This is a genomic window from Nisaea sp., assembly GCF_040217065.1.
In the GTDB taxonomy this organism is placed as follows: Bacteria; Pseudomonadota; Alphaproteobacteria; order Thalassobaculales; family Thalassobaculaceae; genus Nisaea.
On sequence record NZ_JAVJNX010000010.1, the window covers coordinates 25,402 to 48,032 of the forward strand.

General features: G+C 64.7%; 22 protein-coding genes. 11 read left to right on the forward strand and 11 right to left on the reverse strand.

Annotated elements, in window-relative coordinates:
• Positions 1-102: 102 nt before the first annotated feature.
• Together RH950_RS16120 and RH950_RS16125 are read left to right on the forward strand one after the other, a co-directional pair.
• Positions 103-876, forward strand: coding sequence for an ABC transporter ATP-binding protein (locus RH950_RS16120; RefSeq protein ID WP_350058588.1), 774 nt, complete (start codon positions 103-105; stop codon positions 874-876).
• A complete protein-coding gene (locus RH950_RS16125) occupies positions 873-1,706 on the forward strand; it encodes an ABC transporter permease (protein ID WP_350058590.1) in 834 nt (277 codons plus the stop codon). Before RH950_RS16120 ends, RH950_RS16125 begins: the two co-directional genes overlap by 4 nt.
• Position 1,707: 1 nt before the next feature.
• On the opposite strand, the gene RH950_RS16130 is transcribed toward RH950_RS16125, so the two are convergent.
• Both RH950_RS16130 and cobT read right to left on the reverse strand, forming a co-directional pair.
• Entirely contained in the window at positions 1,708-2,316 is a 609-nt protein-coding gene (locus tag RH950_RS16130) for an NUDIX hydrolase (protein WP_350058592.1), read from the reverse strand.
• A 4-nt stretch (positions 2,317-2,320) separates the two neighbouring features.
• On the reverse strand, positions 2,321-3,355 hold the full coding sequence (cobT, locus tag RH950_RS16135) for a nicotinate-nucleotide--dimethylbenzimidazole phosphoribosyltransferase (protein WP_350058594.1): 1,035 nt from the start codon (positions 3,353-3,355) through the stop codon (positions 2,321-2,323).
• Between the two features lie 127 nt (positions 3,356-3,482).
• Here cobT and cobS point away from each other — a divergent pair, with 127 nt between their 5' ends.
• The 4 genes from cobS (at position 3,483) to RH950_RS16155 (ending at position 6,880) form a co-directional block, all read left to right on the forward strand.
• Complete coding sequence (cobS, locus tag RH950_RS16140; protein WP_350058596.1) at positions 3,483-4,298, forward strand: adenosylcobinamide-GDP ribazoletransferase; 816 nt, start codon at positions 3,483-3,485, stop codon at positions 4,296-4,298.
• Positions 4,295-4,927 carry a histidine phosphatase family protein gene (locus RH950_RS16145; protein ID WP_350058598.1) on the forward strand — a complete coding sequence of 211 codons (633 nt, stop codon included), beginning with the start codon at positions 4,295-4,297 and terminating at the stop codon, positions 4,925-4,927. Before cobS ends, RH950_RS16145 begins: the two co-directional genes overlap by 4 nt.
• A gap of 301 nt (positions 4,928-5,228) precedes the next feature.
• Positions 5,229-5,837 carry an SCO family protein gene (locus tag RH950_RS16150; protein ID WP_350058600.1) on the forward strand — a complete coding sequence of 203 codons (609 nt, stop codon included), beginning with the start codon at positions 5,229-5,231 and terminating at the stop codon, positions 5,835-5,837.
• 116 nt (positions 5,838-5,953) lie between these two features.
• Positions 5,954-6,880: a dihydrodipicolinate synthase family protein gene (locus tag RH950_RS16155; RefSeq protein ID WP_350058602.1), complete on the forward strand. Its 927-nt coding sequence runs from the start codon at positions 5,954-5,956 to the stop codon at positions 6,878-6,880.
• A 59-nt stretch (positions 6,881-6,939) separates the two neighbouring features.
• Here RH950_RS16155 and RH950_RS16160 read toward each other — a convergent pair whose 3' ends face one another.
• The 4 genes from RH950_RS16160 to RH950_RS16175 form a co-directional block, all read right to left on the reverse strand.
• On the reverse strand, positions 6,940-7,860 hold the full coding sequence (locus RH950_RS16160) for a DMT family transporter (RefSeq protein ID WP_350058604.1): 921 nt from the start codon (positions 7,858-7,860) through the stop codon (positions 6,940-6,942).
• A gap of 45 nt (positions 7,861-7,905) precedes the next feature.
• Complete coding sequence (locus RH950_RS16165) at positions 7,906-9,690, reverse strand: SLC13 family permease (protein WP_350058606.1); 1,785 nt, start codon at positions 9,688-9,690, stop codon at positions 7,906-7,908.
• 78 nt (positions 9,691-9,768) lie between these two features.
• Complete coding sequence (locus RH950_RS16170) at positions 9,769-10,695, reverse strand: DMT family transporter (protein ID WP_350058608.1); 927 nt, start codon at positions 10,693-10,695, stop codon at positions 9,769-9,771.
• Positions 10,696-10,713: 18 nt separating this feature from the next.
• Complete coding sequence (locus RH950_RS16175) at positions 10,714-11,316, reverse strand: nitroreductase family protein (RefSeq protein WP_350058610.1); 603 nt, start codon at positions 11,314-11,316, stop codon at positions 10,714-10,716.
• Positions 11,317-11,426: 110 nt separating this feature from the next.
• Here RH950_RS16175 and RH950_RS16180 point away from each other — a divergent pair, with 110 nt between their 5' ends.
• Positions 11,427-11,945, forward strand: coding sequence for a MarR family winged helix-turn-helix transcriptional regulator (locus tag RH950_RS16180; protein WP_350058612.1), 519 nt, complete (start codon positions 11,427-11,429; stop codon positions 11,943-11,945).
• A 1-nt stretch (position 11,946) separates the two neighbouring features.
• On the opposite strand, the gene RH950_RS16185 is transcribed toward RH950_RS16180, so the two are convergent.
• From RH950_RS16185 to ugpB, 4 genes are all read right to left on the reverse strand, one after another.
• Positions 11,947-13,017 carry a sn-glycerol-3-phosphate import ATP-binding protein UgpC gene (locus RH950_RS16185; RefSeq protein ID WP_350058614.1) on the reverse strand — a complete coding sequence of 357 codons (1,071 nt, stop codon included), beginning with the start codon at positions 13,015-13,017 and terminating at the stop codon, positions 11,947-11,949.
• 10 nt (positions 13,018-13,027) lie between these two features.
• Positions 13,028-13,870 carry a sn-glycerol-3-phosphate ABC transporter permease UgpE gene (ugpE, locus tag RH950_RS16190; RefSeq protein ID WP_350058616.1) on the reverse strand — a complete coding sequence of 281 codons (843 nt, stop codon included), beginning with the start codon at positions 13,868-13,870 and terminating at the stop codon, positions 13,028-13,030.
• Positions 13,871-13,885: 15 nt separating this feature from the next.
• Positions 13,886-14,764: an ABC transporter permease gene (locus tag RH950_RS16195; RefSeq protein ID WP_350058618.1), complete on the reverse strand. Its 879-nt coding sequence runs from the start codon at positions 14,762-14,764 to the stop codon at positions 13,886-13,888.
• 79 nt (positions 14,765-14,843) lie between these two features.
• The gene (gene ugpB / locus RH950_RS16200) at positions 14,844-16,151 is read right to left on the reverse strand and encodes a sn-glycerol-3-phosphate ABC transporter substrate-binding protein UgpB (RefSeq protein WP_350058620.1); all 1,308 of its coding nucleotides are present in this window, start codon (positions 16,149-16,151) and stop codon (positions 14,844-14,846) included.
• A gap of 227 nt (positions 16,152-16,378) precedes the next feature.
• Here ugpB and ada point away from each other — a divergent pair, with 227 nt between their 5' ends.
• From ada to RH950_RS16220, 4 genes are all read left to right on the forward strand, one after another.
• Positions 16,379-17,524, forward strand: a complete 1,146-nt coding sequence (ada, locus tag RH950_RS16205) for a bifunctional DNA-binding transcriptional regulator/O6-methylguanine-DNA methyltransferase Ada (RefSeq protein ID WP_350058622.1) — start codon at positions 16,379-16,381, stop codon at positions 17,522-17,524.
• Positions 17,525-17,610: 86 nt separating this feature from the next.
• On the forward strand, positions 17,611-18,816 hold the full coding sequence (locus RH950_RS16210; RefSeq protein ID WP_350058624.1) for a multidrug effflux MFS transporter: 1,206 nt from the start codon (positions 17,611-17,613) through the stop codon (positions 18,814-18,816).
• 91 nt (positions 18,817-18,907) lie between these two features.
• Positions 18,908-19,630 carry a M48 family metallopeptidase gene (locus RH950_RS16215; RefSeq protein WP_350058626.1) on the forward strand — a complete coding sequence of 241 codons (723 nt, stop codon included), beginning with the start codon at positions 18,908-18,910 and terminating at the stop codon, positions 19,628-19,630.
• A 91-nt stretch (positions 19,631-19,721) separates the two neighbouring features.
• Positions 19,722-20,645 carry an endonuclease/exonuclease/phosphatase family protein gene (locus RH950_RS16220; RefSeq protein WP_350058628.1) on the forward strand — a complete coding sequence of 308 codons (924 nt, stop codon included), beginning with the start codon at positions 19,722-19,724 and terminating at the stop codon, positions 20,643-20,645.
• Here RH950_RS16220 and RH950_RS16225 read toward each other — a convergent pair.
• Entirely contained in the window at positions 20,642-22,567 is a 1,926-nt protein-coding gene (locus RH950_RS16225; RefSeq protein WP_350058630.1) for a transglycosylase domain-containing protein, read from the reverse strand. The two genes, RH950_RS16220 and RH950_RS16225, sit on opposite strands and share 4 nt — an antisense overlap.
• Positions 22,568-22,631 lie beyond the last annotated feature (64 nt).

The window sequence follows — 22,631 nt, forward strand, 5'->3', positions numbered from 1 at the left end:
GCGTGATCTCCATTGATTGCATCATTGTCCAGTAGCACAGCCCGGGCTAAGGTCGCGACGCCGATTTAGGCGCCCCGGACGAACTCCCAAGAGCACGGTTTCATGAGCAAGACGGTCATCGAGGTTCGAGACCTGGAAAAACGCTACGGCACGGTACATGCCGTGCGCGGTGTCAGCTTTTCCGTCCCCGCGGGCGTGACGATGGGGCTGCTCGGCGGCAACGGCGCGGGCAAGACGACGACCATCGCCATGATGCTGGGTCTGCTGGAGCCGACCGGCGGCAGCGTCTCGATCCTCGGCTGCGACATGGCGAGCGACCGCTACCGGGCGCTGCCCTACATGAATTTCTCCTCGCCCTATGTCGACCTGCCGCACCGGCTGACCGTGCGCGAGAATTTACGGATCTATGCCGGGCTCTACTCTGTCCCGGACCCGAAGGCGCGCATCGCCGAACTGGCGGAACTGCTCCACATGACGGATTTCATGTCCCGGCCCTCCGGCAAGCTGTCGGCCGGGCAGAAGACCCGTGTCGCCCTTGCCAAGGCGCTGATCAACAAGCCGCGCGTGCTGCTGCTGGACGAGCCCACCGCGTCGCTCGATCCCGATACGGCGGACTGGATCCGAACCTATCTGGAAACCTATCAGCGCGAGACCCAGGCAACAGTCCTGCTTGCCTCGCACAACATGCAGGAGGTCGAGCGGTTGTGCGCCGGCGTTCTGATGATGCGGCAGGGGACCATCGTCGACCGGGGCAGCCCGGCCGACCTGCTGGCCAAATACGGCCGCCGGACCATGGATGAAGTCTTCCTCGATGTTGCCCGGCAGACCGGCGCGGCGGCGAACGGCGGCGCAGACGCAGATAAGGAGCCGGCATGAGCGCGGATCTCGACTTCACCCCGCCGCCCGCATCCCTGTTCAATGCCGGCCGGATCCAGGCCATGGCGCTGCGCTATTTCTACCTGATGCGCGGCTCCTGGCCCCGGCTGCTGGAAATGGCCTACTGGCCGACCATGCAGATGATCCAGTGGGGCTTCGTCACCAAATTCTTCCTCGACCAGTCGAGCTGGGTCGCCAGCGCCGCCGGCGTGCTGCTGGCGGGTGTGCTGCTCTGGGACATCCTGTTCCGGGGCCAGATGGGATTCTCGCTCTGCTTCCTGGAAGAAATGTGGTCGCGCAATCTCGGCCATCTGTTCGTCAGCCCGCTCCGGCCGCATGAATTCGTCATCACGCTGATGATGATGAGCCTGCTGCGCACGATGATCGGCGCCCTGCCACCGGCCCTGCTGGCCATCCTGTTCTATGATTTCTCGATATTCTCGATCGGCCCGCCGCTGTTCGCCTTCATGGCCTGCCTGTTCTTCATGGCCTGGGGCATTGCGCTTGCGGTGATCGGTGTGATCCTGCGCTTCGGGCTTGGTGCCGAAAGCCTCGCCTGGGTGCTGGTTTTCGCCTTCGCGCCGATCTCCGCCGTCTATTACCCGGTCTCGGTAATGCCGGAATGGCTGCAGATGGTCGCTTGGGCGACACCGTCCGCCTATGTCTTCGAAGGCATGCGCGCCGTGCTGTTCGAAGGCACCTTCCGGCTCGACTTGATCGCCGGGGCAATGATGCTCAATGTCGTCTATTTCATCATCGGCGCCGGGATCTTCTGGCTGGCCTACCGCAGCGCCCGCAAGGAGGGCCGCCTGCTCCAGGTTGGCGAGTAGGTCAGGTCGGCGCGTAGAGCGGCGCCAGCTTGGCGCGCAGATCCGCCACCAGCGGATCGCCCGAGGTCAGGATATAGAGCCCGGATTCGTGCAGATTGACCAGATGCATCGCCGTCATGGTCAGCTCGCGGGCCAGAAGCCGGCGATAGAGATCCTCGATCGGCACCGGCACGGTCTCGATATCCTCGGCATCGTCGAAGTCGGTCGCGCCGGTGACGCGGGCGCCGACCGCAAGGAAACTGAAGCAGGTATTCGTCATCACAGCCGCGTTCGGATACATCCGTCCCGTCTGCACCCAGTGCGGGGCCTCCGCGCCGGTCTCTTCGCGCAGCTCCCGCTTGGCCGTGCCCATCGGGTCGGTCTCCCCCGGATCGACGGTCCCGCTCGGCAACCCGAACACCACCTCGCCGATACCGTGCCGGTACTCCCGCACCATCAGCACCTGATGGTCCTCGGTCACGGCCACCATGTTCACCCAGTCGGGCAGCTCGACCACATGATAGGGATCGACGATCTGGCCATGCGGCGTCTCGCACGTGTCCATGCGGTGGGCCAGGAACCGGTCGCTATATGCGATCCTGCTGTCGAGCACGCGCCAGGGTTTCGGCATGAGTTCAGGCCGGGCCGCTGACACCGGCATCGGCGAAGGTCGCCATGCCGGTGTGGCAGGCCACCGCCGATTTCAGGATACCGATGGCCACGGCCGCACCGGAGCCTTCGCCCAGCCGCATGCCGAGATCGAGGATCGGCTCCTTGCCGATCTTCTCCAGCAGTAGCCTGTGGCCCGGCTCGGCGGAGCAATGGGCGACCTGGCAATGCTCGATGCTGCGCGGATCGGCGGCATGCAGGACAGCGGCGGCGGCCGTGCAGGCATACCCGTCCAGCAGCACCGGCACCCGCGCCATGCGGGCGGCCAGCACCGCGCCCGCGATGGCCGCGAGCTCCAGCCCGCCGACGGCGGCGAAGAGTTCCAGCGGATCCTGCGTCCGCGCCCGATGCAGGGCGACGCCATCGGCCACCGCCTTCACCTTGGCATTGTAGGCATCCCCGGTAACACCGGTGCCGGGACCGGTCCAGTCTTCCGCCGTGCCGCCATAGAGCGCATGGCAGATCGCGGCGGCGGAGGTCGAGTTGCCGATGCCCATCTCGCCGAGACACAGCAGATCGATGCCCGGCTCGACCCCCATCATGCCGTAGGCCATGGCCTTGGCGCAGTCGCCATTATCCATCGCCGCTTCTTCGGTGAAATCCGCCGTCGGCTGGTCAAGCGCCATCTCGTAAACCCTGAGGTCTGCATCGAACAGCTGGGCAAGCTGGTTCACCGCGGCGCCGCCGGAAATGAAATTCTGCACCATCTGCGCGGTGACATCGGCCGGGTAGGCGGAGACGCCCTTGGCCGTCACGCCATGATTGGCGGCGAAGACGCAGATCCGGGGATGCTCGACGGTCGGCGGGTACTTGCCCTGCCAGGCCGCCAGCCAGCGCGTCAGCTCCTCAAGCCGGCCGAGCGAGCCGGACGGCTTGGTCAGCTGCGCCTCGCGGCTGACCGCGGCGGTGCCCGCCTCGAGGTCCGCCGGGGGCAGGGTGCGGAACAGGCCGCGGATCTCGTCGAAGGTCGCACTCTCGGGCGAAAAACGGTCGTCGCTCATGGATCATCACAGGGAGCTGTTCTTTGGAATGCCGCCCCCTATACAGGCGATCCGGGCCTGTGCATAGTCCGGGGGCGACGCGCGAAGACGCCGCGCAACGGATCAGTACGACAGGATTCTGGCAGTCATGGCGAGCAAGAAACCGGCTTCGGTCTGGCGCCCCTGGTGGGCGGATGACCTGCTCCATGCCCTGATGTTCCTGACCCGGCTGCCGGTTCCGGCACCCGTGCGCGACGACCGGCCGCTGATGCATACCGGCTGGGCCTTTCCCCTGGTCGGGCTGCTGGTCGGCGCCTTCGGTGGCGGTATCCTCTGGCTCGGCGCCCATGCCGGAATTCCCCTGCTTGCGGCCGCCCTGCTGGCCCTCGCGCTTACCGCCGGGCTGACCGGCGGACTGCATGAAGACGGCCTCGCCGATCTGGCGGACGGCTTCGGTGGCGGCGGCACGAAAGAGCGGAAGATCGAGATCATGCGGGACAGCCGTGTCGGCTCCTACGGCGTGCTCGCCCTCGTCCTCGTCACCGGGATCAAGGCCGCCTGCCTCGCCAACCTTGCCATCGCCGCGCCGTGGCTTGCCGCACTCGGCCTCATGGCGGCGCATGTTCTCGGCCGCACGGCCATCCTGCCGATTGCCTATTGCCTGGCGCCCGCCACCGCGACCGGCCTCGGCAGCGGCGCCGGCCGGGCAAAACCGGTGACAACCGGTCTCTGCCTCGCCCTTGGCACCCTGCTGTCCTTATTCCTGATTCCCGGCCCCGGTTTCATCGCCGCCATGGCCGCCACGGCACTTGCCGGAGGCGCGACCGCACTGCTCGCGAAGCGGCAGATCGGCGGCTATACCGGCGATGTGCTCGGCGGCAGCGAACAGACCGTGGAATGTTTTGTGCTGCTGGCCCTCACCATGCTTCCCGCCGACGCCGCCGGTTTCGGCTGGCCCGCATGAGCGCGGCGACGCGCTGGCACCTGCTCCGCCATGCCCCGGCGGCGGTAGACAAAGGCACCGTCTATGGCCGCACGGACGTATCCGTGCTGCCGCAGGACGCCGCCCTTTTCCGGCGGATCGCGGCGCGGCTGCCGGCCGACAGCCTGCTCGTCACCACACCGCTCCGCCGCACAACGGAAACAGCCGAGATGCTCGCGGCGGCCGGCTGGGTGCCGAAGGACCGGATCGTCGAGCCCGCTTTCGCGGAACAGGATTTCGGGACCTGGGAGGGCGCGACCCACGACGCGCTTGGCCGCGAGAGGTCGGCTGAATACCGGGCCTTCTGGGACAATCCGGCTCGCAGCTGTCCGCCCGGCGGAGAGAGTTTCGCCGTGCTGATGCAGCGCGCGGCCACCGCCCTGGAGACCCTGACCGCAGCCTACCGGGGTCGGGATATCGTGCTGATCGGCCATGGCGGCTCGATCCGGGCGATCATCGCCGCGCTCCTCGGTCTGACGCCGGAGGCCGCGCTGGCGCTGGAGATCGCCCCGCTGTCCCTCTCCCTCGCCGATCATATCGGAGCTGGAGAACCCTCCGGCGCGTTGTCGCCCTGGAGGCTGCGCGGCCTGAATATCGGAGACGGCGTTTGAGCGAACACCGCGCGCCATCGATACTTTCCGGCTGACCGCATCCCGCCTGGCCGGGCCAGCAGGAGATGGGACATGCGGTACGGTTTTCTTGCGGCGCCCCCGACGGCGCGGTGATCCAGCCCCAGCCGGAGAGGAATGAGGCGTTTTACCGCAGTGCCGCGTCTCCCAGGCAAATCCTGATCGAATGCCGGTTCAATGCCTTCGAGGCCCGGCAATTGCGCAAGACCCTCTCGCAATTCCGATGCGACGGCGCCATATTCCCGACTGATCGCCCCACAGCCGTACGGATACCGGAGCTGACATGTCGAAACGGACCTTCTTTTTCCTCGTCGGCTTTCTCAGCCTTGCGCTGGCCGGCTCCATCGCCGCCGGCTACTGGATCGTCAGCGGCGGCCGAATCGGCGGAGAGTCCAGCACCGCGGATCTTGTCGGCGGCCCCTTCACGCTGACGGACGAGACCGGCGCGGCTTTGTCGAGCGAGGACCTCAAGGGCCGCCACATGCTGGTCTTCTTCGGCTACACCTATTGCCCGGACGTCTGCCCGACCACGCTGACAGTGATCACCCAGGCGCTCGACATGCTGGACCCTCAGGTGGCCGAACAGGTCGAGCCGGTCTTCATCACCATCGATCCGGCCCGGGATACCGCCATGGCTCTCGGCGACTACAGTGAGCATTTCCACGACAAGATCCATTATCTGACCGGCACCCCGGAACAGATCTCGGACGTGGCCAAGGCCTACCGGGTGTTCTTCCAGAAGGTCGAGAGCGCGGAGTTCAGCGACTATCTGATGGATCATTCCACCATCACCTACCTGATGGGCCCGGACGGGCGCTATGTCAGCCATTTCGGCTTCGACGCCACACCGGAAGAGATCGCGAAAGACCTGACCAAGCGGATCGCCGGCTGACGCCGTAAGCGCACGGCAGTTCTTCCGCATCGTGGTGTCGCCCCCGCTTGAATGGAATCCCGCGCCCGATTAAGATCCGGCTTCCTTCCGTCCTTCAATCCCCAAGGAGAGCGCGCATGAGCACGAGCCCGCGCATCAAGGGTGTCATGGCCGCCGGCCTGACCGCCTTCAAAGACGATCTTTCGGTCGACACCGACCTTACCCTCGCCCATACCCGCTGGCTGCTGGACAGCGGCTGCGACGGTGTGCTGCTGTTCGGCACCACCGGCGAAGCCAACTCGCTGTCCGTCGACGAGCGGCTGGCCTTCCTCGAGAAGCTCGGCGCGTCCGATCTGCCGAAGGACAAACTGATGATCGGCACCGGCTGCTGCGCCCTGCCGGACACGGTCGCCCTGACCAAGGCCTCCCTCGATATCGGTATCGAGCATGTCCTGATGCTGCCGCCGTTCTATTACAAGAACCCGAGCGACGAGGGTCTGTTCACCCATTTCTCGCGCACCTTCGAGGCCATCGGCAGCGATGCGATGAAGGTCTATCTCTATCATTTCCCGCAGATGTCCGCAGTGCCGTTCAGCCATGAGCTGATCGCCCGGATGCTGAAGGCATTCCCGAACACTGTCTACGGTATCAAGGACAGCTCCGGCGATTTCGAGAACATGAAGGCGATGGCCGAAAAGTTCCCGGGCTTCGACGTTTTCGCGGGCACCGAGCGCTATCTGCTCGACACCCTGAAGGCCGGCGGCGTCGGCACCATCACCGCGACGGGCAACGTCACGGTCGGCGGCTGCGCCAAGGTCTATGCCGCCTGGAAAGCCGGCTCGGCCGATGCCGAAGCATTGCAGGACCAGCTCACCCGTGAGCGCCTGACCCTGCAGAACTATCCGGCAGCCGCCGCGCTGAAGGAATTGCTGGCAAAGGACAGCGGCAAGGCAAGCTGGCGCAATGTCCGCGCCCCGTTCATGCCGCTCCCGGCCGACAAGGCCGCCTCGCTGGTCTCCGAACTGGACGCCGTGAACTTCGCCCTTCCGGCGAAAGCTGCCTGAACCAGGCAACACTCGGACCAGGAAAGCGCTCCGGGTTCCGCCCGGGGCGCTTTTCTTTTTCAGCGCGCCCGGCGCCCGATATTCACCAGCACCAGCGAGGTGAAGACGCAGCCGACGGCAGCCCAGATCCAGGCAGAATGGATCTCGCCGAAAACCACCCAGCCCCAGAAGAGGCCGAACAGGGTGACGACGTAGGATACCAGGCTGAGGAAGACGGGCCCCGCCCGCTTCAGGATCTCGAAATACAGCATGTAGGCGACGGAGGAGATGCAGATCTGTCCGAGCATGGCGTAATCCGTCGGACCCGGGTCCGCCATCAGCGGGTAGAAGCCGTCCACCGCCAGCATCAGCGGCAATGTCGCAAGCGACGCCACGATCAGCATGCCGCGCGCCGCCGCCAGCGAATGCGTGCCTTCGGGCCGCATCCGGTCGCTGAATATCCCGCTGCAGGCATAGAGCGCGGGGGTCAGGAAGGCAAGCAGCACCCAGGGCACCATGTCCGGCGACGGCAGGCTGGTCTTCGGCAGCACCATCAGCAGGGCGCCGACCAGACCAAGCCCTATGCCGACCGCGCTATTCCAGCGAAAGCCCTCGATCCGGAAGGCCACGGCCAGCACATAGCCAAGTACCGGCACGGTCGAGACCACCGTGCTCATCACACCCGCCGGAATATATTTCGCGGTCGTGATGATGTTGATGTTCGGCAGCACCAGGCCGATCACCGCGGCGCCAACGAAAAACATCAGATGGCCCCGGCTGAAATCGAACGGAATGCCCTTGCGAAGACAGACCAGGATCAGAAACAGAGCCGCACCGGTCGACTGCATCCAGGCATAGGCGAAGGGATGCACCCCGCCCATCGCCGCCACTTTCGACAGCGAGAAGGACAGCCCCCAGAGACCGCCGAGCCCGACCAGCATGATGGCCGGCACAATCAGGCCGGGATCGATCAGGCCAACTCCCGTCTTTTGCTCAGACATGCATTACCCCGGTTGAAGGCCTTGACCCGGTTGAAGGCTGGCGCCTCAGAACGGCCAGACCACGGGCAGTAACGGAACGGCCACCGCGATGATGAGAAGATCGAGCGGCAGGCCGACCCGCCAGTAATCCCCGAACCTGTATCCGGCAGGCCCCATCACCAGCAGGTTGTTCTGGTGCCCGATCGGCGTCAGGAAGGCGCTGGAAGAGCCGATCGCGACAGCCATCAGCAAGGGGTCGGGATTGACCGAGAGCTGCTCCGAGATACCGAGCGCGACGGGCGCCATGACCAGTGCCGTCGCCGCGTTGTTCATCATGTCCGTGAGGAACATGGTCAGCATCAGCAACAGCGCCAGCACGAGATAAAGCGAGACATCGGCCACCGCGCCTGCCAGCGCACCGGCGATCAGCCCCGCCGCCCCGGTTTCATGCATGGCCGTGCCGACCGGTATCATCGCTCCCAGCAGGACCACGATCTGCCAGTCGATGGCGTCATAGACCTCGGCCATGGAGATGTTGTCCGTCAGCACCATGGCCGTGAGACCGCCCGCGAGCGTCACCGCCGCTGGAACGAAACCGACACTGGCGGCAACGATGGCGGCCAGGAACAGCAGCGCGGGAACGAGGATTTTCGGCCGCTCCAGGCTCATCCGGCGCTGCGCCAGTGGCAGGCAGCCAAGCGAGGAAATGGTGCCGTAAATCTGGTCGCTGTCGCCCTGCAGCATCAGCACGTCGCCCGCCCGAAACCGCACGTCCCGCAGCCTTGTATTGATCGGCGCGCCGCCGCGGGCAACGCCCAGCAGGTTCAGCCCGTAGCGCGAGCGCAAGCGAAGCATGGCCGCGCTGCGGCCCTCGATCCAGGCGCGCGGCGGCATCACCGCCTCGACCACGGACAATTCCGCATCTTCCGACATGTCGGACTTGATCGCGTCCAGCTCCTTGGCGTCGACCAGCTCGAGGCCCTTCTGCACCGCTGCCTCGATCTGTTCGGCGGAGCCGTGGGCCAGCAGCAGGTCGCCTTCCACCAACGGCTCGCGGGTCAGCCGCCGGACCACGCGCTCATTTCCGCGCAGCAGGGCAAGCACAGTCGGCCGCCCGCCCTCCTCGTTCCGTTCGCCCAGCGCCTTGATGGTTTGCCCGATTATCCGCGAATCGGCAGGAACCCTGAATTCCGTGACATAACTGGAAAGCTCGAAAAGGCGCTTTCCCTCGTCGTTTCCGCGCCGGTTCGGCACCAGCCGGATCCCGATGAAAACCAGATAAAGGATACCGACAGAAGCAACCGCAAGGCCGACCGGAAGGAAGTCGAACATCTGGAACGACTCGCCAACCGCCTTGCGGCGATAATCGGCAATGATGATGTTTGGCGGCGTGCCGATCAGGGTCACCATGCCCCCTAGCAGCGAGGCAAAGGACAACGGCATCAGCAGCCGCGAGGGCGAAAGCCCGGCCTTGCGCGCGACCGACAGGGTGATCGGCATCAGCAATGCCAGGGCGCCGACATTGTTCATCACGCTGGACATCAGCCCGGCCAGACCGATCAGCGAGAAGCTCTTCGCCCGGTCCGACTTGGTGCGCTGGGCAATGCGTTCCGCGATCACGCCGACCGCGCCGGACCGGGTCAGCGCCGCCGACATGCCGAGCACGGCCACCACCGTGATCACGGCGGGATGGCCGAAACCGGAAAATGCCGTGAACGGATCGACGACGCCTGCAGCCACCGACAGCAGCAGCGCCACCATGGCAACGAGATCGATCCGGTACCGCCCCCAGATGAAGGCTGCAAGGGCGCCAACGACAATGGCGAGGATGGCAATCTGATCAAATGTCATTGCCGAGCTATAGCGTCCCCACGCGCTGTGCGGAAGTGGATTCCGGGGCTATACCCGGGGTCGCGGATCAAAGAACGGTCAGCCGCGCCGCTGCGCCATCACAGTCAGACCAATACCCACGGCAATGACCACGGCACCGGCCCAGGTCTCGAGACTGTAGCGCTCGTCGAGCAGGAAGGTGGCTATCACCAGACCGACGCTGGCGGCGACATAGCCGATCTGGCTCAGAAGCACCGGCCCGCCGAGATGCTGCAGCCGGAAGAAAAGCGGGAAGGTCGCCGCGGCCGCCACCGCCTGCAACAGGGCCGCTCCGGGCACGGCCGCCAGGGAGGCAATGGGCACACTCCCCTCCACCAGAAACAGCAGCGCGATGAAAGCGACGATTGCCGCCCCATGGCTCCAGAAGGCGAGCGCGTCGGGCGAAGTGTTCTCCGGCCAGGCCACGGTCCGGTAGACATTGCCGACGGCAAGCGCCACCGGCACGGCGAAGCCCGCCACGATCCAGAACAGGTCCGGCGCATCCGGCGCCGCGCCCCGTGTCAGGCTGACAATCGCCGCCCCAGCCAGTCCGACGGCAATCCCGGCAAGACCGAGCCGGTTCGGTGTCTTGAGGCCGAGCAGGGCCGAGAAGGCCAGGGTGAAGACCGGCGACTGGGCGAACATCAGCCCCATATAGCCGGCGCCCGCATGCGGAATGACGGCAAAGAGAATGATGTTCGGGATCACGTAGGAGACCAGCCCCGCAATCACCGAAAAGCGCGCCAGCACGCGGTCCGGACGCCGGAGACCGCGCCGCAGGACAAGGACCGGCAGCATCATCGCGGCAACCCCGAGCGACGGGATCATGGCCCAGAGGATGGGTGAGACACCGGCATCGCCGGCGATCTTCCCGAGCGGGAAATTCACCCCTATCAGGGCGCCGGTCATAATCAGAAGCAAGGACGGATTCGCGAACATCGATCTTGGTTGCGCGCCTTCCGCGGGATGGTCAAGCGATTGCGTCATCGCGATTCTCCTTTCAGTCTAGCGCACTGTCCCCGCCGGGAAGGCTCCCGGCGTGGCAATCCGGGACAACGGCTTGCGGCCGCTTGGCTGCTCCCGTTCGGCCAGCGCATCGGGCAACCGCTCCGGCGCCCCTCTGCGACCGACCGCAATGGCGATTTCAATCTTGAAGCGGTGCGGGATAGAGAGCGCGGCGCGTGCCTGCTCCCGGTCAATCCCGGCCATTGCATGGGCGTGGTAGCCCCGCGCCGTGGCCTGGAGCGCGAGATGGGCCCAGGCCGCCCCCGCATCGAAACTGTTTATCGTGGACACCCGGTCGGGCCGGGTCGCGTCCCCCGGCATGAGCGTATCGGAGAGCAAGACGAAGAGAACGGCGGCATCGCGCGCCCAGGCATTGTTGAAATCGTCCAGCACGCCGACGAACCGGTCCCAATGGGCACCGTTCCGGGTCGCATAGAGGAAATGCCACGGCTGAATATTGAAGGCGGAGGGAGCCCACCGGGCCGCTTCGAGAATTGTCAGCAGGTCTTCGTCCGGCATGATTTCGGGCTCGAAACTGCGCGGCGACCATCGGTCCAGAAAGAGCGGTTCGATCGGATGGTCCGTTGTACGGAAATAATTCATGGGGCAAGTCCTTCACAATCAGCAGCGGGTGTCTTAAGTTGCCATCATTCGATGCACGATTATACGGCATCACATAATTTGATATCGAACTATTTGATGGCGAAAGATCCATGAGTCAAGACTCGCGTGCAAGATCGCCTGCGGAATCCGCACAGGGCGCTCCGTTGGAGACGATCCTTCAGCAGTGGAAAAGGGAACGGCCCGACCTCGATCCGTCCCCCATGGCGGTCTGCGGCGCGCTGCGGCGGGCGAATGACAGGGTCCGGACCGCGGTTGAAGGCAATGCCGCGAAAGGCGGGCTCGATGGCGCCGGATTCGACGTGTTGCTGACGCTGCGCCGTCAGGGCAGAGGCGAAACCCTGACGCCTTCGGCGCTGGCCGGCGAGATGATGCTTTCAACCTCGGCCATGACCAACCGGCTCGACCGTCTGGAAAAACGTGGCCTGGTCGAGCGCCGGTCGGACCCGAAAGACAGGCGCAGCCTCAAGATCGCCCTGACCGAAGACGGCTTCGCGCTGGCGGACAGGCTCGTCATGTCCCATCTCGCCGTCGAGGAACAGATGCTGACGCCGCTCGACACTGCCGAGCGGGAGGAACTGAAACGTCTGCTGGCGAAGGTCGGCGTCTAGCTCAGAGCCGCTTGCCGCTCTCCGGGTCGAACAGGTGCACCTGATCCGGCGCGACGGTGACCCGCAGGCTTTCGCCGCCCGCAAGCGTCTGATGTCCGGCGATCCGGATCGTGGTCAGGTCGCCATTGCCCGGTGCCGTGCCGTGCATCAGCGTTTCCGCGCCGAGATGCTCGACCAGATCGATGCGCACTTCGACGCCCTCGCCGTCGCCGCAGGGCTGGAAATGTTCCGGCCGGATGCCGACCGTCACCGGCTGGCCCTCGGTCAGGTTTTTCGCCTGCCCGTTCAGGCCGATGCGCTGGCCGGAGCCGAGCACGGCCGCGCCGCTCTCGGCCGTGCCTGTCATGAAATTCATGGAGGGGGAGCCGATGAACGCCGCGACGAACATGCTGGCCGGGCGGTCATAGACCTCGATCGGGGTGCCGATCTGCTCGGCGATGCCCGCATGCATCACCACCAGCCGGTCCGCCCTGGTCCGGGCCTCGACCTGATCGTGGGTGACAGAGAGGCTGGTCGTGCCGAGCCGGCGCTGCAGTGTCTTCACCTCGACCCGCATCTGCACGCGGAGCTTTGCATCGAGATTAGAGAGCGGCTCGTCGAACAGGAAGACGGCGGGCTCGCGGACGATGGCCCTGCCCATGGCGACACGCTGGCGCTGGCCGCCGGAAAGCTGCTGCGGCCGCCGGTCGAGAAGCGCCGAGAGCTCCAGAATTTCGGCGGCCTTCCGGACCCGCCGGGCGATCTCGTCCTTCGGCATGCCGCGGTTCTTCAACCCGTAGGCCATGTTCCCCTGGACGGTCATGTGCGGGTAGAGCGCGTAGTTCTGGAACACCATGGCGATGTCCCTGTCCGCCGGCTCCAGCCTGTTCACCTCCCGGCCCGCGATGGAGACGTCTCCGCCGGAAATGCTTTCCAGCCCGGCCACCATACGCAGCAGGGTCGATTTCCCGCAGCCCGACGGGCCGACGAGCGCGATGAACTCGCCGTCATGAATGTCGATATCTATCCCGTGAATGGCCTTGAAGCCGTTCGGATAGGTTTTCTCGACGTTGTTGAGTGCGACCTCGGCCATCCTCAGTTCCTCATTTCTCGGACTCGACAAGACCTTTCACGAACCACCGCTGGAAGATCAGCACCACCATGACCGGGGGCAGCATCGCCAGGAAGGACAGCGCGAGGGCCTTGTTGTATTGCGGGATACGATTGCCTTCGAGATCGTTCAGGATCTGCTTGATCCCCATGACGACCGTGAAATAGCTCTCGTCCGTGGTCATCAGGATGGGCCAGAGATACTGGTTCCAGCCGACCACGAACATGATGATGAAGATCGCCGCGATCATGGTTTTCGACAGCGGCAGCAGGATATCGACGAAGAAACGGAACGGCCCGGCACCGTCGATCCGGGCAGCTTCCAGGATCTCTTCCGGCACCGACTTGTAGAACTGGCGGAAGAAGAAGGTGGCGGTCGCGGAGGCAATCAGCGGCAGGATCAGGCCGGTATAGGAATTCAGCATGCCGAGTTTCGAGACCACCTCGTAGGACGGGATGATCCGCACCTCCAGCGGCAGCAGCAGGGAGGAGAAGATGATCCAGAAGAAGAAGCTGCCCGCCGGGAACCGGAAATAGACGATGGCGTAGGCGGCGATGGTCGAGATCAGGATCTTGCCGACCGAGAAGCCGAGGCCGAGGATCAGTGAGTTCTTCAGCATCAGCACGGCGTTCACGGCCTCGGTGAAGCCCGTATTGTCGAACAGCACGGCGCTGTAGGTTTCCCAGAAATAGTCGCCGATCCAGAATTGCAGTCCCTGGTTCAGAATGGTTTCCGGCCGGTGCGTCGAGGAAGCGAAGACCACCCAGATCGGCAGCAGCAGAAACAGCACGCCGAAGATCAGGATCAGATGGTCCGTGAGTTTGATGCGGTGCATGGCTCGATCCCCGGCTCAGTAATGGATTCGCTTCTCGAGCACACGGAACTGCACGATGGTCAGCCCGAGCACGAGGATCATGAGAATGACGGACTGGGCGGAGCTGCCGCCGATATCCGCGCCGAGGAAGCCGTCCTGATAGACCTTGTAGACCAGCGTCGCCGTGCCGCCACCGGGGGCGCCGCGGGTCATGGTGTCGATCACACCGAAGGTCTCGAAGAAGGCATAGGTGATGTTGATCACCAGCACGAAGAAGCCGGTCGGTGCCAGCAGCGGCAGGGTCACCGTCCAGAACCGGCGGAAGCCGTTGCGGCAGTCGATCAGGGCCGCTTCGCGCACGGCGCGCGGGATGGACTGCAGACCGGCAAGGAAATAGATGAAGTTCACGCTGATCTGCTTCCAGACCGAGACCAGGATCACCGTCACCGAGGCGTCGAACACGTCGAGCTGCGGGTTGAACGGCCAGCCGGTGGCGTTGAACAGGTGATTGAGCGGACCGATGCTGCGGTCGAACAGGAAAACCCCCATCATGCCGGCAACGGCCGGCGCCACGGCATAGACCCACGTCAGCATGATCTTGTAGGCCGACTGGCCGTGCAGGATGCCGTCCGCCTTGACCGCCAGCAGCAGGGCGATGGCCATGGAGAGAAAGGCGACCAGCCCGGAGAAGAGCGCGGTGAACAGCGCCGAGCGGGCGTAATGCTCGTTCGAAACCACGTCGATGAAATTGTCGAACCCGACGAACTGGCTGGCCAGACCGAACGGGTCTTCCAGCATGAAGGACTGGTAGACCGCCTGGGCCGCGGGCCAGACAAAGAAAATAAAGATGATCGCAAGCTGCGGCGCGATCAGCAGATACGGCAGGGTTGAGCTGTCGAATTGCTGCCGTTTCATCGGCGGTATCCCTTGATGAGCCGGAACGGGAAAGCGGCGGGCGGTTGAAACCGCCCGCCGCTCTTACGGGCAATGCTGGTTACTGGACCGTCTTGGCGAAGCGGGCCAGCAGCTTGTTGGCGCCGTCCTCGATGGCCGCGAAAGCGTCGTCGACGGACTTGGTGCCGGCGAAGACCTGGTCATATTCGCGGGTCATGACCTCACGGATCTGAACGTAGTAGCCGAGGCGATAGCCCTTGTTGTTGGCGGCCGCCTTCTGGTTCAGCTGCTGGATGCCGACTTCGGCGTCCGGCTCGTCCTTGTAGTAACCGGTTTCCTTGGCCAGCGTGTAAGCGGCGTTGGTGATCGGCACGTAACCGGTTTCCTTGTGCCAGAAGACCTGGGTCTCCGGTTTGGTCAGGAACTGGAAGAACCTGGCAACGCCTTCGTTCTCGGCCTTGTCCTTGCCGCTGAAAGCAAAGAGCGCGGCGCCACCGATGAAGGTGGTGTATTCCTCACCCTTGGTGATGCTGTTCCAGTAGGGCAGGTTGGTGGTGCCGAAGTCGAATTTGGCGCTCGACTTCAGGCCGCCGAAGGACCCCGAGGAGCCGAGCCACATGGCGACTTCCTGGTCGATGAAGGGCTTCTGGTTGTCGCCCCACTTGCTGCCGTAATAGCCGAACAGACCGGCCTGCTGCCATGCGCGTGCCTTGGAGAAATGCATGCGCATATGTTCGTTGTTGTAGTTGATCTTGGTGGCAACGCCGTCGAAGCCGTTATTCTCGTCCGCCAGCGGGATGTTGTGCCGGGAGTGGAAATTCTCGGAGAAGATCCACGGGGTGTGGGACTGGGAAAGGGCGATATAGCCGGCTTTCTTCAGCTTCGGCGCGATGTCCTCGAACTCTTCCCAGGTCTTCGGCGGCTGCACGCCGGCTTTGGCGAGCGCGTCCTTGTTGTAATACAGCACCGGGGTGGAGCTGTTGAACGGCATGCCGATCATGTCGCCCTTGCTGTCCGCATAGAAGTTGCGCACGCCGGAGATATAATCCTCGGCGTGGAACGGAACGCCGTTCTCGTTCAGCAGCTTGGCAACCGGATAGACGGCACCCTTGGCATTGATGATGGTGGCGGAGCCGGCATCGAAGATCTGGATGATGTTCGGCGCTTCACCGGCGCGGAACGCCGCGATCCCGGCGGTCATGGTCTCTTCGTAGCCGCCCTTGTAGATCGGGGTCAGTTTGTACTCGCTCTGGGACGCGTTGAAGTCCTTGGCGATGGTGTTGACCGTCTCGCCGAGGCCGCCGCCCATGGCATGCCAGAAGGTGATTTCGGTGGCCGCGTTTGCGGCACCGGCGCCGAGCATGGCGAGGCCGGTCGCAGCGGCGAGGATCGTCTTGGTCGCTTTCATAAGAGGCTCCGTTGGAATAAATATGAGCGCCGACCCTATTCCCGGCTCACGTCCGAACGGTGAAAGAACCGTGACATTTTCGTTGCAATGACTACGGCTAAGGCTTTCTTTTCATTTGAAAATATGAACTGTTCGCTTTTTCTGTTCCGCTCAGCCAACCGCGACGGAAATGCCCGGTTTGCCGCGCAATCAGCGGATAGTCGGAAGCAGCGTCGAAAGAGTATAAAATGGGCGAAGTCACCGAGGAGGCCGGACCCATGCCGGACAGCATTTCAACCGGAACGCCAGAATCGAACCACATCACCGACGATGCGCAGCGCTGGACGGCGGTGCAGACCCGCGACGCCACAGCGGATGGCGTGTTCTTCTACGCGGTGACCACCACGGGTATCTATTGCCGTCCGAGCTGTTCCTCGCGCAGACCGAAACGCGAGAATGTCCGCTTTTATGATAGCGCCGCCGCCGCAGAGGCGGGCGGCTACCGGGCCTGCCGGAAATGCCTTGGCGCGGACGCGGCCGAAACCCGGCGGCTTGAAGCCGTTGAGACCGCCTGCGCCCTGCTCGACGCGGCAGACGAAACCGCCCCGACCCTGGACGATTTGGCTGACGCCACCGGCCTCTCGCCCTATCACCTGCAACGCACCTTCAAGGCCGCGACCGGCGTCACTCCCCGGCAATACTGGGACACGCGGCGGCTCGGCAGACTGCGCGAAAACCTGAAATCGGGCGAAGCCGTTTCCCCGGCGCTGTATGGCGCCGGATACGGCTCCTCCAGCCGGCTCTATGAGAAAGCCCGCGGCCAGCTCGGCATGACACCGGCGACCTACGGCAAGGGCGGACGCGGCGCGGTCATCGCCTTCACGCTCGCACCAAGCCCGCTCGGCCAGATCCTCATCGCGGCCACGGAAAGCGGGATCTGCTTTCTGGCCCTGGGCGAGGATGCCGGGAGGCTTGAGGGGGAACTCCGTGAGGAATTCCCGAAAGCGGAGATCGTCCGGGACGACGACACGCTCGGACGGATCACCGAGGCCGTGATCGCCCATCTTGAAGGACGCCTGCCGGACATCAAGCTGCCGCTCGATATCCAGGCGACCGCCTTCCAGCGCCAGGTCTGGGAAGCCCTGATGGAGGTGCCCTATGGCGAGACCCGGACCTATGGCGAGCTGGCGCACGCCATCGGCAAGCCGGGCGCGCCCCGGGCCGTCGGCCGGGCCTGCGGCAGCAACCGCGTCGCCCTGATCATCCCCTGCCATCGCGCGGTCGGCGCCGGCGGCAGCCTGACCGGCTACCGCTGGGGCGTGCCACGGAAGCGACGGCTACTGGAAGAGGAGCGGCAGCGGCTTGGCATGGAGAGCCTCGCCGAGGCCGGGTAAACCATCCGGTTTTACCGCAGTGCAAAAATACGCTATGAAGAGAGGTCGCTCGTCAGGGCGGCCTTCCTCCATGTCGAAGATCATCCATGCAAAAAACAGATTTCCGGGCTGATTCGGCCAGCGGCATCGCGACTCTGACGCTGATGGTCGCCCTCGGCCAGATGTCCGTTGGCCTGTTTGTCCCGTCGCTGCCCTCGCTGGTCGATTATTTCCAGACCGACATGGGCACCGTCCAGCTCACGCTGACGGTGCATTTCACCGCCTTTGCCTTTTTCCAGTTGCTGGCCGGACCCCTGTCCGACCGGTTCGGACGGCGTCCGGTCATCCTGACCGGGCTTGCCATCTATGTTGCCGGGGCGCTCGCCTGCGCGATGGCAACGAGTATCTGGGGACTGATCAGCGCCCGCATATTGCTCGCGATCGGCGCCTGCGCCGGCCATGCTGTCAGCCGGGCTGTGATACGGGACAGTTCCGAAGGCTTGGATTCAGCGCGCATCATGTCCTTCATCGGCATGGCCATGGCCCTGTCACCTGCGCTGACACCAACCATTGGCGGTCAGCTTCAGGGCTTCTTCGGCTGGCAGGCCAGCTTCATCCTCATGGCTGTCGTTGGCGGCATGCTGTTCCTCTACAGCCTGTTTCGCCTGCCGGAGACCAACGAGCACAAGAATTTCGATGCGATGAAGCTCGGCGGCATGCTCCGGACCTACGGCACCCTCATCGTGGATCGCCGCTTCTTCGGCTATGCGGCGCTGAACGGCTGCATCTTCGGCATGCTCTTCGCCTACCAGACCGGCTCTCCCTACATCCTGATGGTGGAACTCGGCTATTCGCCCCAGGCCTACGGGCTGCTGATCCTGTTCAATGTCGCGGGCTTCCTGACCGGCAACATCATCACCAACCGGTTCGGCAGCCGGATCGGGATCTACAACATGGTCCGGATCGGCAGTGTCATCGGCCTGCTTGCAGGGGCCGCGATGTTCATTCCGGCCCAGCTCGGCCATGTCTCCGCCGCCGCGATCATCGGCCCGAGCATGCTGTTGCTGATTGGACTGGGCATCACGATACCGAGCTCCATGGCAGGCGCGATGCACCGTTTTCCGCACATCGCCGGTGTCGCCTCCGCCCTGCTCGGCTTCCTGCAGATGGGCACGGGAGCGGTCGGCTCCTTCATCATCAGCAGTCTGCAGAACAACCATCCCCTGGTGATGCCGGACCTGTTCGCGGTTGTCGGTGTGCTCGGCGTGCTCTCCGTGATGCTGATCCCGCGCCCGGGTGCCTCGAAGGATTGACGCGCCGCGATTGATCAGGCGCTCCCTCAATGGCACTAATATCTGGTAGTCTGTCGATCCGTAACCACAAGACCTTGACGAAAGCTGCCCCATGACCGCTTCCCGCCCGCTGATCGTGCGCGGCCGTGACGGCGCCGATATCGAAGTGCCGGTGCGTATCTCGCCCCGGGCCCGGCGGCTGTCGCTGAAGGTCGACCCGGCCCGCGGCGCGCCGGAGCTGGTGCTGCCGCCCGGCGTTTCCCTGTCACAGGCCGAGAGCTTCGTCGCCCGCAACGTGGTCTGGCTGGAAAACCGGCTGGCCCGCCTGCCCGACGCCATCCCCTTTGCCGACGGCATCACCATTCCCCTGCTCGGTATCGAGCACCGGATCCGGCATGCCCCGGAGCTGCGGGGCGCGGTCCGTCGCACGGAGATGCCGGAGGACGGCACGCCCCACCTGGAAGTGTCCGGCGGCGCCGACCATCTGGCCCGACGGCTGACAGACTGGCTGAAACGGGAAGCCCGGCGGGAGCTCTCGGACCGCGCCCGCTTCCATGCGGAGCAACTCGGCCGGAAGCCTTCACGGATCTCCGTGCGCGACACCCGCAGCCGCTGGGGAAGCTGCTCTTCCACCGGGGCGCTGTCCTTCTCCTGGCGGCTGATCCTCGCGCCGGAACATGTGCTCGACTATGTCTGCGCCCATGAAGCCGCCCACCTGGTCGAGATGAACCATTCCGGCCGGTTCTGGGCGCTGGTCGACGGTCTGGTCGACAATATGGACATGTCCCGCGCCTGGCTGAAGCGGCACGGCGCCACGCTGCACCGCTACGGCTGATCCTGCTCATCTCACCGGGTCATGATCCGGTCAAATTTCCCCATGAGAGTCCCGGACATTCGTCAATGGCTGTCTTTTGGGTACATCTCGTATGGATTCTCTCCGGCGTTTCTCGCTGTTCTGCTCCTGGCTCATCGCCGCCGCCCTGATCGCCGGTCAGTTCGGTGCGTTTCATCCAGCGGCGGACAGTTTCTCCCATCTGCGCCTGCACCTGCTGGCGCTGGCCGTGCCCTTCCTGCTGTTGCTGCTGGCCACACGGGCCTGGATCAATGCCCTGTTCCTGACCGGCGTGATCGTGGTCAGCATCGGCTCCCTGGGACAACTCTTCGGCGGCAGCACGCTTGCGGACGACCGGCCGCACGGACCGGGTCATCTCAGGATCCTGTCCCTCAACATGAACCACAACAACGCGCATATCGACCGGGTGGCGGCCTATATCGGAAAGATGCAGCCCGATGTGGTCACCCTGCAGGAAGCCGCGGTCGAGCCGCCGCGCGTGACGAAGCGCCTGACGGAAGCCTACCCGCATCGGGTCATCTGCCGATATCGCGGCGCGGTCGGGATCGCGGTGCTGTCGCGCACGCCCTTTGCCGCAACCGGCTGCATAAACGATCACCGGCTTGCCTGGGCCACGGTTTCCAAAGACGGGAAGAACACGACGGTTGCCTCGCTGCATCTGCGCTGGCCGTACCCGTTGCCCCAGGCCGAGCAGATCGACGCGCTGAGCGGTATCTGGGATCAGCTCGACACGCCGCTCGTCATCACCGGCGATTTCAACGCCGCGCCGTGGAGCCACTCCGTGCAGAAGCTCGCCGCCCAATCAGGCACCCGGCTGGTGCCCGGACTGCGCCGCTCCTTCACCTGGGGTGACAACTGGTTGGGTGACCTGATGGCGCTGCCGATCGACCATGCTCTGATCACACCCACCCTGAAGGCCGACGGCGCCGCGGTCGGGCCGCATGTCAGCTCGGACCATCTGCCGCTGATAATCGATCTGGAAACAGGCACGCTCTAGTTAAGGTTCAGGGCCAGCGGACGTGGCGGGCCGTCTTCCGCCTCCGCCATGAAGGCCGCCCAGATCTCCGCCGGCAGGCTGCCGCCGGTGACGCCGTCCATGAAGGAGGCGTCGTCCCGCCCGACCCAGACTCCCGCCACCAGATCCGCCGTATAGCCGATGAACCAGGCATCCCGGAAATCCTGGGAGGTGCCGGTCTTGCCGGCCGCCGGACGTCCGATACGGGCCTTGCGCCCGGTGCCGCTTTCCACGACCGACTGCAGCATCTGGTTCAGGGCGGCGACAATGCGGGCATCGACAACCTGGGGAGCGGCGCTGTCATCGCGCGCAAAGATCGCCCCGTCCGCCGAGGTCTGGATCCGTTCCACCGCATAGGGCGAAACGAACTGCCCGTGATTGGCGAAGGCCGCGTAGGCCGCCGTCATTTCCAGCACCGTTACCTCACCGGCTCCGAGCGCCAGGCTCGGCCGGTCCGGCAGGGTGGCCGTCACGCCGAGCCGGCGCGCGACCGAAAGCGCCCGGCGCCGGCCGATTGCTTCGGAGAGATTGACCGTCGCCGCATTGAGGGAATTGGCCAGCGCGTCCTCCAGCGTGACATCTCCCCGATAGCGGCCATCGAAATTGCGCGGCGTCCAGCCATTCAACGCCACCGGTGTATCGGGCAGTCTGGTCGACGGCGTGTAGCCCGCTTCCAGTGCCGCCAGATAGACGAAAGGCTTGAAGGCGGAGCCCGGCTGACGCAGGGCCTGCGTGGCCCGGTTGAACTGGGAGGCGGCATAGTCGCGGCCGCCGATCATCGCCCGGACGGCGCCGTCCGGCGACATCACAACCATGGCAACCTGCCTGGCGCCTTTCTTGGCGCCGCGTTTCATGCCCTCGCTGACGGCCTGCTCCGCGATCCGCTGCAACCGCCGGTCAAGGGTCGTGCGGATTGTCCGGTCCCCGCCGCCGGGGCCAGCATAGCCGTTCGCCCGTTCACGCGCCCAGTCGGCGAAATAACGATGGTTCCGGCTGACCCCCGCCGCGCCCTGAATTGCCGACGGTCTGGCGGCGATCCGCTCGGCCTCGTCCTCGGTCAGATATCCCGCATCGGCCATGTTCAGCAGAACCTGCCGGGTCCGGCCCTCGGAACGCGCGCGGTCGACGGCCGGATTGTAGCGTGACGGCGCCTTCAGCAGACCGACCAGCATGGCGGACTGGTATGCGGTCAGATCCTCCACCGGACGGCGGTAATATTTCCGGGCCGCCGCGTCCACGCCGTAGGCACCGGCGCCGAAATAGACCCGGTTGAGATAGATCGCCAGGATCTCCTGCTTGCTGAAGCGATGCTCCAGCCAGAAAGCCAGCAGCAGTTCCTGGATTTTCCGGGAATAGGACCGGTCCGCGCTGAGAAAGACATTCTTGGCGAGCTGCTGTGTCAGCGTGCTGCCGCCCTGCACCGTCCGCCCGGCCTTCAGATTGACCAAGGCCGCACGCAGGATGGAGATCGGATCGATACCGAAATGAGAGAAAAACCGCCTGTCCTCGGTCGCAACCAGGGCATTGATCAGCGGGGGCGGAAGATTGGCCGCGGTGACCGGACGCCCGTGCAGGGCGCCGTAGGATACGAACAAAGCCCCGTCCCGATCGAGCAGCCGGGTTGCGCCCTGCCGCTCATATCTGTCCAGGTCGGTAATGTCCGGCAACTGGTAGGCATGATAGGCAAACACTCCACCGACCAGCACGAATGCCCAGATCGCGGCAACAATTCCAAATTTGACAAGCCGGACGACAATTCCCGTGCGCTTGCGGACCACGGCAGACTTGCGCCGCCGGGACGTTGCAGGCTTGCGTGCAGCATCGCTCTTCCCGGCGGCCTTGCGCGCGCCGGAAGATGCGCGGCGGGTGGTCGCCGCAGGCTTTTTTGTCGGAGTCCGTGCCATCTGGAACCGCACCCAATGTCGAATGTTAGAATTAACTCATAAGTAATTGATATAAGCAAATATT

Bases quoted from the DNA above. Each gene is read 5' to 3' on its own strand.
- RH950_RS16120 (WP_350058588.1), top strand. From the start codon at position 103: ATGAGCAAGACGGTCATCGAGGTTCGAGACCTGGAAAAACGCTACGGC.
- RH950_RS16125 (WP_350058590.1), top strand. From the start codon at position 873: ATGAGCGCGGATCTCGACTTCACCCCGCCGCCCGCATCCCTGTTCAAT.
- RH950_RS16130 (WP_350058592.1), bottom strand. From the start codon at position 2,316: ATGCCGAAACCCTGGCGCGTGCTCGACAGCAGGATCGCATATAGCGAC.
- cobT (WP_350058594.1), bottom strand. From the start codon at position 3,355: ATGAGCGACGACCGTTTTTCGCCCGAGAGTGCGACCTTCGACGAGATC.
- cobS (WP_350058596.1), top strand. From the start codon at position 3,483: ATGGCGAGCAAGAAACCGGCTTCGGTCTGGCGCCCCTGGTGGGCGGAT.
- RH950_RS16145 (WP_350058598.1), top strand. From the start codon at position 4,295: ATGAGCGCGGCGACGCGCTGGCACCTGCTCCGCCATGCCCCGGCGGCG.
- RH950_RS16150 (WP_350058600.1), top strand. From the start codon at position 5,229: ATGTCGAAACGGACCTTCTTTTTCCTCGTCGGCTTTCTCAGCCTTGCG.
- RH950_RS16155 (WP_350058602.1), top strand. From the start codon at position 5,954: ATGAGCACGAGCCCGCGCATCAAGGGTGTCATGGCCGCCGGCCTGACC.
- RH950_RS16160 (WP_350058604.1), bottom strand. From the start codon at position 7,860: ATGTCTGAGCAAAAGACGGGAGTTGGCCTGATCGATCCCGGCCTGATT.
- RH950_RS16165 (WP_350058606.1), bottom strand. From the start codon at position 9,690: ATGACATTTGATCAGATTGCCATCCTCGCCATTGTCGTTGGCGCCCTT.
- RH950_RS16170 (WP_350058608.1), bottom strand. From the start codon at position 10,695: ATGACGCAATCGCTTGACCATCCCGCGGAAGGCGCGCAACCAAGATCG.
- RH950_RS16175 (WP_350058610.1), bottom strand. From the start codon at position 11,316: ATGAATTATTTCCGTACAACGGACCATCCGATCGAACCGCTCTTTCTG.
- RH950_RS16180 (WP_350058612.1), top strand. From the start codon at position 11,427: ATGAGTCAAGACTCGCGTGCAAGATCGCCTGCGGAATCCGCACAGGGC.
- RH950_RS16185 (WP_350058614.1), bottom strand. From the start codon at position 13,017: ATGGCCGAGGTCGCACTCAACAACGTCGAGAAAACCTATCCGAACGGC.
- ugpE (WP_350058616.1), bottom strand. From the start codon at position 13,870: ATGCACCGCATCAAACTCACGGACCATCTGATCCTGATCTTCGGCGTG.
- RH950_RS16195 (WP_350058618.1), bottom strand. From the start codon at position 14,764: ATGAAACGGCAGCAATTCGACAGCTCAACCCTGCCGTATCTGCTGATC.
- ugpB (WP_350058620.1), bottom strand. From the start codon at position 16,151: ATGAAAGCGACCAAGACGATCCTCGCCGCTGCGACCGGCCTCGCCATG.
- ada (WP_350058622.1), top strand. From the start codon at position 16,379: ATGGGCGAAGTCACCGAGGAGGCCGGACCCATGCCGGACAGCATTTCA.
- RH950_RS16210 (WP_350058624.1), top strand. From the start codon at position 17,611: ATGCAAAAAACAGATTTCCGGGCTGATTCGGCCAGCGGCATCGCGACT.
- RH950_RS16215 (WP_350058626.1), top strand. From the start codon at position 18,908: ATGACCGCTTCCCGCCCGCTGATCGTGCGCGGCCGTGACGGCGCCGAT.
- RH950_RS16220 (WP_350058628.1), top strand. From the start codon at position 19,722: ATGGATTCTCTCCGGCGTTTCTCGCTGTTCTGCTCCTGGCTCATCGCC.
- RH950_RS16225 (WP_350058630.1), bottom strand. From the start codon at position 22,567: ATGGCACGGACTCCGACAAAAAAGCCTGCGGCGACCACCCGCCGCGCA.